General features: G+C 59.9%; 10 protein-coding genes and 2 pseudogenes. 5 read left to right on the top strand and 7 right to left on the bottom strand.

Features of this window, described 5'->3' with window-relative positions:
* Nucleotides 1–372: 372 nt before the first annotated feature.
* From codA to DU29_RS0110815, 3 genes are all read right to left on the bottom strand, one after another.
* Nucleotides 373–1,617 carry a cytosine deaminase gene (codA, locus tag DU29_RS0110825; RefSeq protein ID WP_028621717.1) on the bottom strand — a complete coding sequence of 415 codons (1,245 nt, stop codon included), beginning with the start codon at nucleotides 1,615–1,617 and terminating at the stop codon, nucleotides 373–375.
* Nucleotides 1,618–1,630: 13 nt separating this feature from the next.
* Nucleotides 1,631–2,902, bottom strand: coding sequence for a cytosine permease (gene codB, locus DU29_RS0110820; RefSeq protein ID WP_028621716.1), 1,272 nt, complete (start codon nucleotides 2,900–2,902; stop codon nucleotides 1,631–1,633).
* Nucleotides 2,903–3,061: 159 nt separating this feature from the next.
* On the bottom strand, nucleotides 3,062–3,886 hold the full coding sequence (locus DU29_RS0110815; protein WP_028621715.1) for an alpha/beta fold hydrolase: 825 nt from the start codon (nucleotides 3,884–3,886) through the stop codon (nucleotides 3,062–3,064).
* Nucleotides 3,887–4,068: 182 nt separating this feature from the next.
* On the opposite strand from DU29_RS0110815, the gene DU29_RS0110810 reads away from it, so the two are divergent.
* The gene (locus tag DU29_RS0110810) at nucleotides 4,069–6,759 is read left to right on the top strand and encodes a C2H2-type zinc finger protein (RefSeq protein WP_236645598.1); all 2,691 of its coding nucleotides are present in this window, start codon (nucleotides 4,069–4,071) and stop codon (nucleotides 6,757–6,759) included.
* A gap of 218 nt (nucleotides 6,760–6,977) precedes the next feature.
* On the opposite strand, the gene queD is transcribed toward DU29_RS0110810, so the two are convergent.
* Both queD and DU29_RS0110800 read right to left on the bottom strand, forming a co-directional pair.
* Nucleotides 6,978–7,334, bottom strand: coding sequence for a 6-carboxytetrahydropterin synthase QueD (queD, locus tag DU29_RS0110805; protein ID WP_028621713.1), 357 nt, complete (start codon nucleotides 7,332–7,334; stop codon nucleotides 6,978–6,980).
* Between the two features lie 94 nt (nucleotides 7,335–7,428).
* Nucleotides 7,429–8,508 (bottom strand): hypothetical protein, encoded by a 1,080-nt coding sequence (locus DU29_RS0110800; RefSeq protein WP_028621712.1) that lies wholly within the window; start codon nucleotides 8,506–8,508, stop codon nucleotides 7,429–7,431.
* A gap of 242 nt (nucleotides 8,509–8,750) precedes the next feature.
* Between DU29_RS0110800 and DU29_RS0110795 the strand changes: the two genes are divergently transcribed.
* The 4 genes from DU29_RS0110795 to DU29_RS0110780 are packed head-to-tail and all read left to right on the top strand — an operon-like array spanning nucleotide 8,751 to nucleotide 11,361.
* Nucleotides 8,751–9,059 carry a PepSY domain-containing protein gene (locus DU29_RS0110795; RefSeq protein WP_028621711.1) on the top strand — a complete coding sequence of 103 codons (309 nt, stop codon included), beginning with the start codon at nucleotides 8,751–8,753 and terminating at the stop codon, nucleotides 9,057–9,059.
* Entirely contained in the window at nucleotides 9,059–9,379 is a 321-nt protein-coding gene (locus DU29_RS0110790) for a PepSY domain-containing protein (RefSeq protein ID WP_028621710.1), read from the top strand. The genes DU29_RS0110795 and DU29_RS0110790 overlap by 1 nt, the downstream gene beginning before the upstream one ends.
* A 3-nt stretch (nucleotides 9,380–9,382) precedes the next feature.
* Nucleotides 9,383–10,051, top strand: a complete 669-nt coding sequence (locus DU29_RS0110785) for a response regulator transcription factor (RefSeq protein WP_028621709.1) — start codon at nucleotides 9,383–9,385, stop codon at nucleotides 10,049–10,051.
* Nucleotides 10,048–11,361: a sensor histidine kinase gene (locus DU29_RS0110780; protein WP_028621708.1), complete on the top strand. Its 1,314-nt coding sequence runs from the start codon at nucleotides 10,048–10,050 to the stop codon at nucleotides 11,359–11,361. The genes DU29_RS0110785 and DU29_RS0110780 overlap by 4 nt, the downstream gene beginning before the upstream one ends.
* Before the next feature lie 159 nt (nucleotides 11,362–11,520).
* Here the strand turns inward: DU29_RS0110780 and DU29_RS1000000133715 are convergent.
* A pseudogene (locus DU29_RS1000000133715) lies at nucleotides 11,521–12,102 on the bottom strand (methyl-accepting chemotaxis protein); the annotation flags it as partial.
* A gap of 276 nt (nucleotides 12,103–12,378) precedes the next feature.
* Nucleotides 12,379–13,449, bottom strand: a pseudogene (locus DU29_RS1000000133710) (HAMP domain-containing protein); the annotation flags it as partial.
* Between the last annotated feature and the right edge of the window lie 559 nt (nucleotides 13,450–14,008).

Raw genomic sequence — 14,008 nt, 5'->3', positions numbered from 1 at the left:
CCGCCGGCCATGGATGGCCGATGGCGACGGGCCCCCGGAGCAATGCCGGAGTGAGGGCATGCCGAGCCTAGGCGAGGCACCGAATGGCGGGGCAAGAGCCCTTGGTTACTTGGGGCTTTTCCAAGTGACTCGCTGTAAAAGCGAAACCAATACCAGCCCCAACCGCAACAACGGATATGTACACCCGCACAACCCAAGTCGCCCAATACAAAGCCATCGTCGGAACGCCGCCAGGCGAAACCAGAACGCGATCCTTCGCGAGCAGGCTCGCTCCCACAGTTGATCTCTGTCTGACACATGATCGGTGTCCACTGCAGACCGAATGTGGGAGCGAGCCTGCTCGCGAAGGCGCCAGTCCAGTCACCCTGTTTCTTAGCTCAAACCACTGAACTCCACCACCGGCATCTGCCGCTTCATCAATACTTTCCCGCCGCGCACCGAATACAACGGCAAGCCCTGACTGCGGATTACCTCGTAATCGCTGTCCGCCGACAGAATCAGCAGATTCGCCGGGCGCCCGCGCTCCAGTCCATAACGATCGCCGAGGGCCATGGCCTTGGCGCTGTTGTCAGTGATCAGATCCAGCGCGCTTTGCAGGTTGCGATAGCCGAGCATGTGGCAGATATGCAGACCGGCCTCAAGTACTCGCAAAATGTTGCCATTGCCCAGCGGGTACCACGGATCGACGATGGAATCCTGGCCGAAACACACGTTCATGCCGGCTTCCAGCAACTCGTTCACCCGGGTCACGCCCCGACGTTTCGGGAAGTTGTCAAAGCGCCCTTGCAGGTGAATGCTTTCGGTCGGGCACGACACAAAACTGATGCCCGAGTGCCCCAGCAGGCGGAACAGTTTGGCGCAGTAGGCATTGTCGTAGGAGCCCATCGCGGTGGTGTGACTGGCCGTGACCCGCGAACCCATGTCGCGGCTTCGGGCTTCTTCGGCCAGCACTTCGAGAAAGCGCGAATGCGGGTCGTCGGTCTCATCGCAATGCACATCCACCAGGCAACCGGTGCGCTCGGCGAGGTCCATCAGGTATTTCACCGAACTCACGCCCTGATCACGGGTGTACTCGAAATGCGGAATGCCGCCGACCACATCGGCGCCCATGCTGATCGCTTCTTCCATCAGCTCACGGCCATTGCGGTACGACTCGATGCCTTCCTGGGGGAACGCGACAATCTGCATGTCGATCAGGTGGCGACTTTCCTCGCGCACTTCGAGCATCGCCTTGAGCGCCGTGAGCTGCGGGTCAGTGACGTCGACGTGGGTGCGCACGTGCTGAATGCCATGCGCGGCGAGGCTCTGGATGGTCTTCTTCGCGCGGGTCTTGGTGTCTTCTTCGGTGATAGTGACCTTGCGCTCGCCCCAGCACTCGATGCCTTCGAACAGCGTGCCGCTCATGTTCCAGCGCGGCTCGCCGGCGGTCAGCGTCGCATCGAGGTGAATGTGCGGTTCGACAAAGGGCGGTACCACCAGATTGCCAGCGGCGTCGAGGTCTTCGGGGCCCAGGGTCGGCGCTTCGGTTTGCCGGGCGATGCTGCTGATCAGACCGTTTTCCAGGTGCAGTTCATGCAGACCTTCCTGGTTGCGCAGGCGAGCGTTGATGATGTGCATCAGGCGAATCCTTTTAGAGATCTTGTAGTGGTGCGCTGGCGCTGCGAACGCCGAGTACACCCGTCAATAGCACATACGTTAACGCGGCAGCGGCAATCCCTACCAGCGGCGCGACCCACGGTGAACTGAAGGCCGCGACCGTACCGACAGCGTATGCGCTGAGACCCGGCCAGTTGAAGGCCGGCAATTGCGTTTCGGCCAGGCGTGGATAGTGGCCGCGATGACGATAGAAGAAGTCCGCCATGATCACCCCGCCGATCGGTGGGATCACCGTGCCCAGCAGAATCAGGTACGGCACCAGCATGTCGTACATGCCCAGCAATGCCAGCAGCGTGCCGATCACCGCGCCGGCCAGCGTCACGGTTTTACGCCGCCCGGTGCGCAGCAGATTGCACCCGGCGACGGCGAAGTTGTAGATGGTGTTGTCCTGCGTGCTCCAGATGTTCAGCAGCAACATGGCCATCGCTGCCATGGCGAAGCCTTGCAACAGCAGCACTTCGACCACGTCTGGCTGTTGATAGACGATGGCCCCATAGGCGCCGATCAGCACCATCAGGCCGTTGCCGATGAAGAAGCCGATCAGGCTCGCCAGCACCGCGACCCGCGCCGAGCGGGAAAACCGCGTCCAGTTGGTCGCCTGCGTGGCGCCACTGACAAAAGTGCCGAACACCAGGGTGATGGCGGTCGACCAGTCCAGGCTGCCGGTCGGCACCACGGCGAGCAAACCGTCGAGCCCGCCGACCTTGACGGTAGCGACCCACATCGACAGCATCAGCAGTAACATCATCGCCGGCACCGCGATGTACGAGAGAATTTCCAGACCGCGATAACCGATATACGCCGTCGCGCAAAACGCCAGACCAAACAGCACCATCAGCGCCAGAACGCTGCCTTGGCTCAACTCGAAATACTTGCCCAGCACCACCGCCGCCGTGGCCGTGCCCCAGGCGTACCAGCCGATCTGGGTGAACCCGAGGATCAGGTCGCTGAGTTTGCTGCCCACTTCGCCAAAACAAAAACGCCCCATCAGCACCGAATTGAGGCCGCTCTTGAAGGCGATGTAACCCAAGGCGGCGGCGTACAGGCCCAGCAGCAGATTGCCGACGATGATCACCGCCATCATCTCGCCGAAGCTGAACGCAACGCCGAGCTTGCCGCCGGCAAACATGGTCGCGGTGAAAAATGTGAAGCCCAGTAACACCATGGCCGTGGAGGCCAGGCCTTTGCGCGCGTGCATCGGCACTTCGCTGAGGGGGTAATCGTTGCCGGCGTCGTTCTGCGTCATGGAGCAGTCCTTGCGAAATGGGGAGACGCGGAGTGGGTTGCAGTGGTCGTGCCAGAGTTCACAGGCTGTCGTTATGTATAGCCGAGCGGGAGATTCGACCGGAGCCAAGCGCAAAAGCAGTGCAACCGACAGCACACAAGACCCATGTGGGAGCGGTTTTCATTGGTGTTGCGGTAGAAACCTCAGTAACGCTGCAACAATGGCCTCCGGCGCATCCTCCTGAACCAGATGGCCGGCATTGGGGATTGCCTGGAATTGCGCGCCCGGAATCATCCGCTGCAGGGCGCGGCCGCGTTCAATCGGAATCCACTGATCGTCCTCGCCCCAGAGAATCTGAACCGGGCAGCGAAGGGTCGGGTACAGCGATTCCACTTCGCGGGTATAGCGCTGGTCCATCTGCGCAATCTGCCGGTAGAACGCGGCTTGCCCCGGCGTGCCCAGCCACGGCTGCACGTAAGGGCCGAGTTCATCATCGGCCATTTCCCGTTTGATCGCCCCGCGAATGTAAGCCGGCACCATCGCTTGCTGGATGTAATCCGGCACGCCACTGAACGCCGCTTCGTGCTGGCGCACATGTTGCACAAACGGCGAACCCCATGGCGTCAGCGCGACCGGGTCGATCAGCGTCAGGCTGCGGTAATCCTTGCCGTTTAACAGATGCGCACGCAGCGCCGTGGCCCCGCCGAAATCGTGAGCGACCACGTCAGGTCGCTTCAGTCCCCAGTGATCCAGCAGTTGCGCGAGCAACTCGTTTTGCACGCCCAGCGAGACATCGCCGTCGACTTTTTCCGATTGCCCGTAACCCAACAGGTCGAAGTAATGCACACGGTGCGTGGCGATGAAATGCGGTGCGATGCGATGCCACACATAAGAAGAGAACGGCGTGCCATGCACAAATACCAGCAGCGGCCCGTCACCGCGCACCGCAAAGCGGATGGATTGCCCGTTGAAACGGAAAGTTTGCGGTAGCGGCCAGTCAGTCATGAATGCGTCCTCTTTGGGGGCGAGCCAAAAAAGCATAGGCAAAAGCCATCGACCCCGGCAATTATTTGATCGCTCGGATCAACACGTCGACTACCTGTGATTTCTGACAGTAGATCGTGTCCGACCTTGATGCTATTCCATAGGCCATGGACATTATCAGCCTGCATCACGGAACGCCTCAGTTGCTGGTCATCGAACCGCGCGGTTTGGCCGTGCGCGACGTTGCGTACTGGCGCGCGGAGATCGTACGAACGGCTGAAACCCGTGTGACGCGACAGGTGTTCGACGCGGCGGGTCGGCGTGTTGAGCAGTGGGATGCGCGCTTGCCCATGCCTGCCTTGAGCCATGCCTTCAGCTTGTCAGGAAAGGTGTTGGCCAGTGACAGCGTCGATGCCGGGTGGCGACTCGCCCTGTTAGAACAAGCCGATCAAAGTGTGAGTCGCTGGGACAGTCGCGGCACCCGGCAGGACACCGAGTACGACAGTTTGCTACGACCGCGCGCGGTGACGGAACAGGCACATGCGGACAAGGCGCGAGTGGTCGAGCGCTTCGACTACGGCGCCGCGGGTGCTGAGTTCAACCTCGGTAATCAGTGTGGCCGGCTGATCCGCCACGACGATCCGGCCGGTACCCGTCACATGCCCGAATACGATGTGCGCGGCTCGGCGCAGTGCGAGATCAGTCATTTTCTGGCAAGCCTTGATGCGCCAGACTGGCCGTTGAATGCAAGCGAACGCGATCAGTTACTTGAGCCGGGTCCTGGCCTCGAAAGCCGCTGGGCGTACAACCCGGTTGGCGATCTGTTGAGCCTCACCGACGCCCACTCACATCGACGACGCTTCGCGTTCACCGTAGCCGGACAGCTCAAGGCAGGCTGGCTGCAACCGGCCGGTGCCGCAGCGCCGGGGCAGTGCCTGGTGCAGGACATCCGCTACAACCCCGGCGGCCAGGTCGAACGGGAAGCCGCCGGCAACGGTGTCGTCACCGAGGCACGCTATACGCGGGAAGATGGTCGTCTGCTCCGATTATCGGCCGGGTTGCCGGGCGCGCCGCTCCTGCAGGACCTGCACTACCAGGTCGACGCGATCGGCAACATTCTGCAGATCGACGACCACGCGCTGCCGATCCGCCATTTCCAGAACCAGCGCATCGAGCGCACCTGCATCTACGCTCATGACACGTTGGGCCAATTGATCCGCGCCATTGGCTGGGAAGCCGAGAGGGCCGCGCCGCTGCCAGTCGCGGCTTATCGATCATCGTCCAGCGCAAATGCCGTCCTCAACTATCAGGAAGAATACGACTACGACGCATCCGGCAACATGATCGAGCTACGCCATAAGGGCGCGCAACCGTTCACCCGGCGCTGGGCCGTCTCGCAGGATAGCAACCGCAGTTTGCTCGAAGATGAAGACGATCGGCTGCCGGATTTTGCGAACGGATTCGACGACAACGGTAACCTGCGGTTTTTGCACCGCGGCCAACCCATGACGTGGGATGTGCGCAACCAGTTGTCCAGCGTGTCGCCGGTCCAGCGCCATGACGAGGATGATGACTGTGAACGTTATGTCTATGGCGGGGGAGGCAAACGCCTGCGCAAAGTCCACACGGCGCTGGTCGCCGCCCACACGATTGTCGCGGACGTGCGTTACCTGCCGGGGCTGGAAATCCATCAACATTCAAGTGGCAAGCAACACCAGGTGCTTGATCTTGAGGCTGGGCGCAACCGGGTGAAATGGCTGCAGGGGCCCCACGCCCCGGCGTTTCAGTTGCGCTACCACCTGACCGACCACCTCGGCTCCGGCGTGCTGGAACTTGACGAGCAGGCCAACGTGCAGAGCCGCGAAGTGTATTACCCGTTTGGCGGTACCGCGTACGAAGACCACAGCGATCAAACCGGCGCCTACAAAACCAGTCGTTATTCCGGCAAAGAACGCGATGCCACGGGGTTGTATTACTACGGGTATCGCTACTTTGCGCCGTGGTTGAGCCGATGGATAAACCCGGACCCGGCGGGGGCGGTGGATGGACTGAATTTATATTGTTTTGTCAGTAATTCGCCGGTGGGGCATGTAGATGTGGATGGGCGGATGATGGAGGACGATGATTGGGCTATTCCAGAAAATATCGATGATATTGCTGAAGCTAACGGCACACTTTCCTTACAACCGATTGTGTTAGAAGAGGGGGATCTGGGGTTGCAAGATTCGAACTTGAACTTGGAGTCAGTTCAAGGGTCAACGAATCCCTTGGCAGAGTTGGATTTTCATCTGATGGCGGTAAGAACGTCTACCGCTCTGATACAGGAGCCAGCGTTTATCGCTGAGATGGTGGCTGGAGCGTTTAGAGAGAGTTCGCAGGATGCATTGATGCCTTCAATACTGGAACAAGCACCTATCGCTGAAAGGGAAAAAAAATCACTGACTTGCCCGACATGCGGCAAATTTTTTCGATACAACAGTCGCTTGAATACACATTTAATGTTGCATACAGGTGTAAGGCCCTTTAAATGCGATGTGGGCGAATGTGGCAAATCTTTTGTTAAAAAAAGTAATTTGGTGCAACACATCAGGACTCATACAGGTGTAAAGGCCTTTAAGTGCGATGTGGCCGATTGTGGCAAATCTTTTGCTGAAAAATTTAATTTAGTGCAACACATGAGGACTCACACAGGTGAAAAGCCCTATGCATGCACCGTATGTGGCAGATTGTTTTCTTCTTTTAATCACTCAAAGACCCATATGCGAACTCATACGGGTGAAAAGCCCTATCAATGCCTCACCTGTAACAAATCGTTCACGCGGCGAGATATTCTAAATGTTCATATCCGCACTCATACCAGAGAGACCATTCGTATGCACGCACCCAGAGTGTGATGAAAGATAAGGGCATAACAGTAGTCTGCCCAAGCACGCAAAAACAACCTTCGCGTCCTAGCTGAATTGCGAGATTGAAGGCTGTAGTGCGGCAAGGACGACTTCATGCATTATCAGCCTACGTATCAAAAGATCGTTCAGCCAGAAGTAGTGCAAGTTCGGGACCAATGCCTATCGAGCTCTAAAAACCACGCAATCGGTGGTTTCCAGCTCATATTTCACTCCCCGCGATAAATACATCCGCTGGTACAAGTTTCATGAATCCGAATCGCACTAAGCTCCGGCAACAGCGGCTTCAGCTCACCCCAGATCCACTTGGCCAACACTTCACTGGTCGGATTCTCCAGGCCAGGAATGTCATTCAGATAGTTGTGGTCCAGACGCTCGTACAGCGGTTTGAAGATGGCCTTGATCTCGGAGAAATCACGAATCCAGCCCGTGTGCGGATCGAGGTCGCCGCTCAGGTGAATGGCCACTTTGAACGAGTGACCGTGCAGGCGACCGCACTTGTGGCCGTCCGGGACATGGGGCAGGCGGTGGGCGGATTCGAAGGTAAATTCTTTGAAGATTTCCACAGTGTTTTCAGCTCTGTCAGGTGGCGATCGCCGCGGCGATATGGGCAGGCGGCGAGTTTAACAGCTTGCGTTTGGGCTTGCGGGAAAACACTGACTAAAGGGTCAATAAGCGCTCGCCCAAACCGCCCGAGGCGGCGAGTTCGAGAAACTCGTCACCCAGCCGGCGACTCTCGTCCATCGCCGCGCGCCAGTATTTTTGCCGGCCCGCAGCATCGCCCATGAAGCGCTTGAAGTCGTTGCGGTCCGGCAGTTTGCCGTAGGGCAGGCGCGCCAGGTATTCCTTCGACGGCGCCAGCAGCAAGACATCCTGCAGGCGCGCAGGGCAGGCGCGGCGCCAGGGCAAGGTTTTGTCGAACCAGCCGGGAATCACCCGGTCGGTGAAGTGCGGATAAAGCACCACGTCGGTGCCGCTGTAGGGCAGGTCGAGGTGATAGTCGAGCAGGCCGCCATCCCGGAACATCCCCGCGCCGGCCCCCGGCAAATCACTGACGCCTTGCATCACCATCGGGATCGAACCCGAAGCGAGCAGCGCCTGACGCAAATTGCCGGCGTTGAGTGCGACGAAACGCGAGGGGAAATCGTTGAGCGCATCCAGCGGTGGCGCCAGGCGCGGATCGTGGATGATCAGCCGTTCGAAATGCTTCGAAAGCCGCGCGCGACTCCGCAAATTGTCGGCGATCACCGATGACAAGCCGAGGCCCAGCCGCCCACGGTGGTCGTCCGCCAGCAGGCCGTGGCTTCTGACGACCATGATGTTCAAGCGATAATGCGGATTGTCCAGAATCGCTGCATCGCGACCGTCGAGCAGCTCATCGAGCATGCGCTGCGAGCTCTGGCTGATCTGCGCCATGGTCACGCCTTTGTTGAAATGCTGCTCGGTGTATAAATGCCCGAGGCGGCGAATCCCTTCGGCGGCATCCGGCAGGCAGGCGCTGGCGAAGCGCCAGGAGCCGACCGAGGCACCGATCAGCGAACGCTCGCGCGGCGCGGCGGGCAGCCATTCGCCAAACAGCGCCAGGTCCAGACCTTGAATCCCCAATGCCTTGGGCCCACCGGCGGCACCGGGCAGCGTGCCAACGTCGGCGGCGCTCAAGCCGTTTTCACGGATACGCGCAAAGGCCCGGGGGCCGGCCTTGAGCGTCAAGGAAGGGAATTTGATATGGATGGCGGTCATACCGGCCTCGGTGTCTGGCGAGCGGGGGATTATATACAGAGCACCACAAAAGGTGATGACCGAACCCCGCCCTGTAGGAGCCGGCTTGCTGGCGATCGCGATAGCGATGCAGACGCCGCCATCGCCAGCAAGCCGGCTCCTACGCGTGGGGCGGTGCGACCATGATGGCAATTCAGCTTCAATTAAGTTCGACTGACTAAGGTAGCCGCCGTACGCAACACATAAAAAATACGGAGACACCCATGAAAACCCTGACTGCCCTGTTCACCGCCTCCCTGATCGCCATGACGGCCAGCATCGCTCAAGCTCGCGACCTCGGTCCGGACGAAGCCCTGAGACTGCGGGACGCTGGTACCATTGTGTCTTTCGAAAAGCTCAACGCTACCGCCATCGCCAAGCATCCGGGTTCGACCATCACCGAAACCGAGCTGGAAGAAGAGTACGGCAAGTACATCTATCAGGTGGAACTGCGCGATCCGCAAGGTCTCAATTGGGACCTGGAACTGGATGCGGTGAGCGGTACGGTGCTCAAGGATCATCAGGATACGTAATGAAGGTGTTTTCCTCGAAATGGCGCGTCAGCAGCCGATTGGCCCTGGCGCTCCTGGCGTTTTGCTCATTGGCCATGGCACGCGACCTCGACCAGGACGAAGCCCTGCGCCTGCGCCAGCAAGGTGTGATCATGCCGCTCGAGCAATTGCTGAAGCAGGCGCTGGACCGCTATCCCGGGTCGAAACTGCTCGAAGCCGAGCTTGAAGAAAAACACGACGTCTACATTTACGAAGTCGAATTGCTGACCCTCGAAGGTGTGGTCCGTGAGCTGGACCTCGATGCAACCAATGGCCTGCTATTGCAAGACAAGGAAGATTGACCGATGCGTTTGCTTCTGGTGGAAGACCACGTGCCCATGGCCGACGAACTGATCGCCGGCCTCAACCGCCAGGGTTACGCGGTCGATTGGCTGGCCGACGGTCGCGACGCGGTGTATCAGGGCAGCAGCGAGCCCTACGACTTGATCATTCTCGACCTAGGCCTGCCTGGTGTGCCGGGGCTTGATGTGTTGGCGCAGTGGCGGGCTGGGGGGTTGGCGACCCCGGTGCTGATCCTCACGGCGCGCGGCTCGTGGGCCGAGCGCATCGAAGGGCTCAAGGCCGGTGCCGATGATTACCTGACCAAACCATTCCATCCCGAAGAGCTGCATTTGCGCATCCAGGCGCTGTTGCGCCGCTCCCACGGCAAGGTCAATCAGCCGACGCTGCAATCGGCCGGGTTGCACCTGGATGAAGGGCGGCAGTGCGTTTCGCGTGACGGCGCTGACATCCAGCTCACCGCTGCGGAGTTTCGTTTGCTGCGCTATTTCATGCTGCACCCGGAACAGATCCTCTCGAAAAGCCACCTCGCCGAGCACCTGTATGACGGCGAAACCGAGCGCGATTCCAACGTGCTGGAAGTCCACGTCAACCACTTGCGGCGCAAGCTTGGGCGCAGCGTGATCGAAACCCGTCGCGGTCAGGGTTACCTGTTCGGCGGGCAAGCGCAGTGAGATCGATCCAGCGCCGCTTGAGCCTGGGCCTGATCAGCGTGATGGTGATCGTCGGCCTGGTGCTCGCGCAGACCAGTCTGTGGCTATTCGAAATGGGCTTGCAGCGCTACCTCGAAGCCGGGCTGCGCAACGACAGTGAAAGTCTGCTGGTGGCGCTGGTGCGCGGACCGCAGGGTTTGCAGCTGGATGAACGGCATTTGTCGCCGGCGTATCAACGACCGTTTTCCGGGCACTATTTCCGTATCGATTTTGCTGACAGCCACTGGCGATCCCGCTCGCTGTGGGATCAGGAACTGCCGCGCCTCGACCATCCCGGCCTGCACAGCAATCTGCAATTAGGCCCGGAAGGCCAGCAATTACTGGTGTTGCGTTCAGACTACCGACGTCTCGGCCAGTCGATTTCGATCAGCGTGGCGCAGGATTACACGCCGGTGCGCGAGAGTTTTCAGCGCATGCAACAGATCGGTCTGGGCCTGGGCCTGGCGGGGTTGCTGCTGATTCTGCTGTTGCAGCGGATCACCGTGCGGCGTGCGTTGCGGCCGCTGGAAAAGGCCCGCGAACAGATCGCTCAATTGCAGCAGGGCCAGCGCTCACAGCTCGACGATCAAGTGCCGGTGGAACTGGAGCCGCTGGTGGCACAGATCAACCATCTGCTGGCCCATACCGAAGACAGCCTCAAGCGCTCGCGCAATGCCTTGGGCAATCTCGGCCATGCATTGAAAACACCGCTGGCGGTGTTATTGAGCCTGGCGTCGAGCGAAAAACTGGATGCCCATCCCGAGCTGCGCAAAATCTTCAAAGACCAGCTGGAACAGGTCCAGCAGCGCCTCAGCCGCGAGCTCAATCGGGCGCGCTTGTCTGGCGATGCGTTGCCAGGGGCGTTGTTTGATTGCGACGCGGAATTGCCGGGGTTGCTCGCGACGTTGAACATGATTCATGGCGACCATCTGCAGTTGAGCTATCGCGCCCCGGCCGGGTTGTCGCTGCCTTGGGATCGTGAGGATTTGCTGGAGTTGCTCGGCAACCTGCTGGATAACGCCTGCAAATGGGCGGATGCCGAAGTGCGACTCAGTGTGGTCGAGACGGTCGCAAGCTTTCAACTGAGTGTGGAAGATGACGGCCCGGGCATCCCCGAGGCACAGCGCGATCAGGTACTGAACCGCGGCACACGGCTGGATGAACAGACCGATGGACACGGATTGGGACTGGGCATCGTGCGCGACATCGTCGATACGTGGGGCGGGGTGATGCGGTTGGAAGGGAGCGAGTGGGGCGGGTTGAAAGCGCTTATCGAACTGCCTAAACGTTGATCCCACGCCGTCGTCTTCTTCTGCGTGATGCAAATTGGCAAACCCGCAAACGCCCCCCTATCGTAGGAGCCGGCTTGCTGGCGATGGCGTTTTCCGAATCGCCATCGCTGGCAAGCCAGGCTCCTACAAGGGCGGGATTGTCAGCTGATGGTCGTCGGATCAAACCCGAAACTGATCCATCAACCCCTGCTGTTGATTCGCCAGCCGGTTCAGCGACTGGCTCACCCGCGCCGATTCGTTCGCCTGCCCCGACAGCGATTCAGTCACATCGCGAATGGTCGCGACGTTGTTGTTGATCTCTTCCGCCACCGCGCTCTGCTCTTCCGCCGCGCTGGCAATCTGCAGGTTCATGTCGCTGATCACCGTCACCGCATCACCAATCTGCCTCAACGCCGTCACTGCCTGACCGACTTGCTCGACACTGCCCTGCGCCTGGCGATGGCTGTTGTTCATCGAGCCGACCACATCCTGTGTGCCTGCCTGCAATTGCTCGATCACCAGGCGGGTTTCCTCGACAGACTCCTGGGTCCGTCGCGCCAGATTGCGCACTTCATCGGCCACCACGGCAAAACCACGACCGGCCTCACCGGCCCGGGCCGCTTCGATGGCGGCGTTGAGCGCCAGCAGGTTGGTCTGTTCGGCGATCGCGCGGATCACTTCCAGCACCGAGCCAATTTTCTCGCTGTTCGCCGCCAGTCCTTCGACTTGCACCATCGCCGCACTCATGTCCGCGGCGAGGTTGTCGATGCTGGTCGTGGTCTGGTCGATCACAGTCAAACCGCGACGGGTCGCATGATCGGCATCGCGCGCAGCCTGGGCAGCTTGCGCGGCGCTGCGGGCGACGTCTTGCGCGGTGGCGCTCATTTCGTGAGAAGCCGTGGCAACCTGATCCACCTGACGGTATTGCTGTTCCATGCCGGCACTGGTCTGGGTCGCAATGGCCGAGGATTGGTCGGCCGTGCTGCGTGCGTCCTGCACCGAGCGTTTTACCTCGGCGATGATCGGCTGCAACTTGTCGAGGAAACGGTTGAACCAGCCGGCCAACTGGCCGAGTTCGTCCTGCTTGTCGTAGGCCAGGCGCCGGGTTAGATCACCTTCGCCACTGGCAATGTCTTCGAGCATATGCGCCACACCCAGAATCGGCTTGGTCACGCTGCGCGCCATCAGCCACACCAGCAGCAGACCGATCAGCGCGGCCAGTGCGCCCAGGCCGAGTTCGACCAACGCGCCGGCGGTATTGCTTTCATCGAGTTGTTTTTCCAACGCTTCCGCCGGGCCGATCAGCACGCGCTCCGGCACATCAAGCAACACGCCCCAGGATTTTCCGCCGGGAATCGGCTCGAACGGCGCCAGCACTTTCAAGTGACGATCGCTGTGCAGGCTTTCGGTGCGGTTGCTGCTGGCGAGCAACCGAATCAGCTCGGCCCCGTTGGCGGTGTCCACAGCGTCTAGACGCTGGCTGAGTTTGCTGGCGTCCGGGCTGTACGCGGAGAGCAGACCCGCCGGGCTGATGATGCTGACGTGGGTCTGGCCGTCATAGAGTTTTTTGCTCGCAGCCTGACTGATCGCTTGCAGGCTGTTGAGGTTGATGTCCGCCGACAGCGAAGCGATCACCTTGCCGTTGACCATCAACGGGAAAACGATGCTGGTCATCAGCACGTTCTGGCCGTCGATCACGTAGAAGTACGGTTCGATCACGCAGGGTTTGAGTGTGGTGCGCGGGCAAGTGAACCAGGCGTTGGCCGGTTCGCCGCTGGGGCCGGTTTTGGTGTCGGCCATGTCGCTTTCGGGAAGCGCCATTGAGGTCACCTTGCCTGGGGTCGGCTGCGACCAGTACAGGGCAAAGCGGCCTTTGTCGTTACTGCCGAGCTCTGCCTGACCGGCGAACAGTTCGTCCTTGCCGTCCAGCGCATTGGGTTCGAACACCAGCGACAGGCCGAGCAGCTCCGGGTTGGCCTGCAGCGCCGCCTGAACCTGGCGGGTCAGGTCTTCACGTAGGTCGAAGGCATCCAGAAAACGCTTTTCGGCCTGATCGCGCAGGAACAGCACCTGCCGCGAGAAACCGTGACCGTATTGGTAGGCGTCCATGAATTGCTGGCGAATCCCCAGCGCCTGATTTTCTCCTTGGGATTCGATCCGCGCCTGAGCGGACTCGGTCAGCATCTGCGTGCTCGAGGCTTTGACCATTTTGGAGCTGTGATCCATGCGATACAGCGAAAGGCCGACCAGCAGCGTCACGATACCGGCAAGACACAGCCCGGCCAGCAAGGTGATTTTCCATTGGATGGAGAGTTGTCTGAGCGACATGGGAAAACGTCCTTATTCTATAAATATCTGAGACTTGGCACTGTAGCGGCCGCGCAACGGCTTTCTTTATGCCGGCCATCGAAGCATTGGTAATGGGGTGCATGCCGAATAGAAAAACCCTGTGGCGAGGGGATTTATCTGTGGTGAGGGGATTTATCCCCGTTCGACTGCGCAGCAGTCGCAATCTTCGACGACGCAGTTCACTTGGAATTGCTGGGGGCCGCTGCGCGACCCAACGGGGATAAATCCCCTCGCCACAGATAAATGTCTTTGCCAGAGATAATTCCCATAGCCAGAGATAAATGTCTTTGCCTCAGATAAATCCCCTTTTTACATACCG

The organism is Pseudomonas sp. Ant30-3 (assembly GCF_000690905.1).
GTDB lineage: Bacteria > Pseudomonadota > Gammaproteobacteria > Pseudomonadales > Pseudomonadaceae > Aquipseudomonas.
Note: the sequence above shows the minus strand (reverse complement) of the source record. Positions and strands in the feature narration are given on the sequence as shown.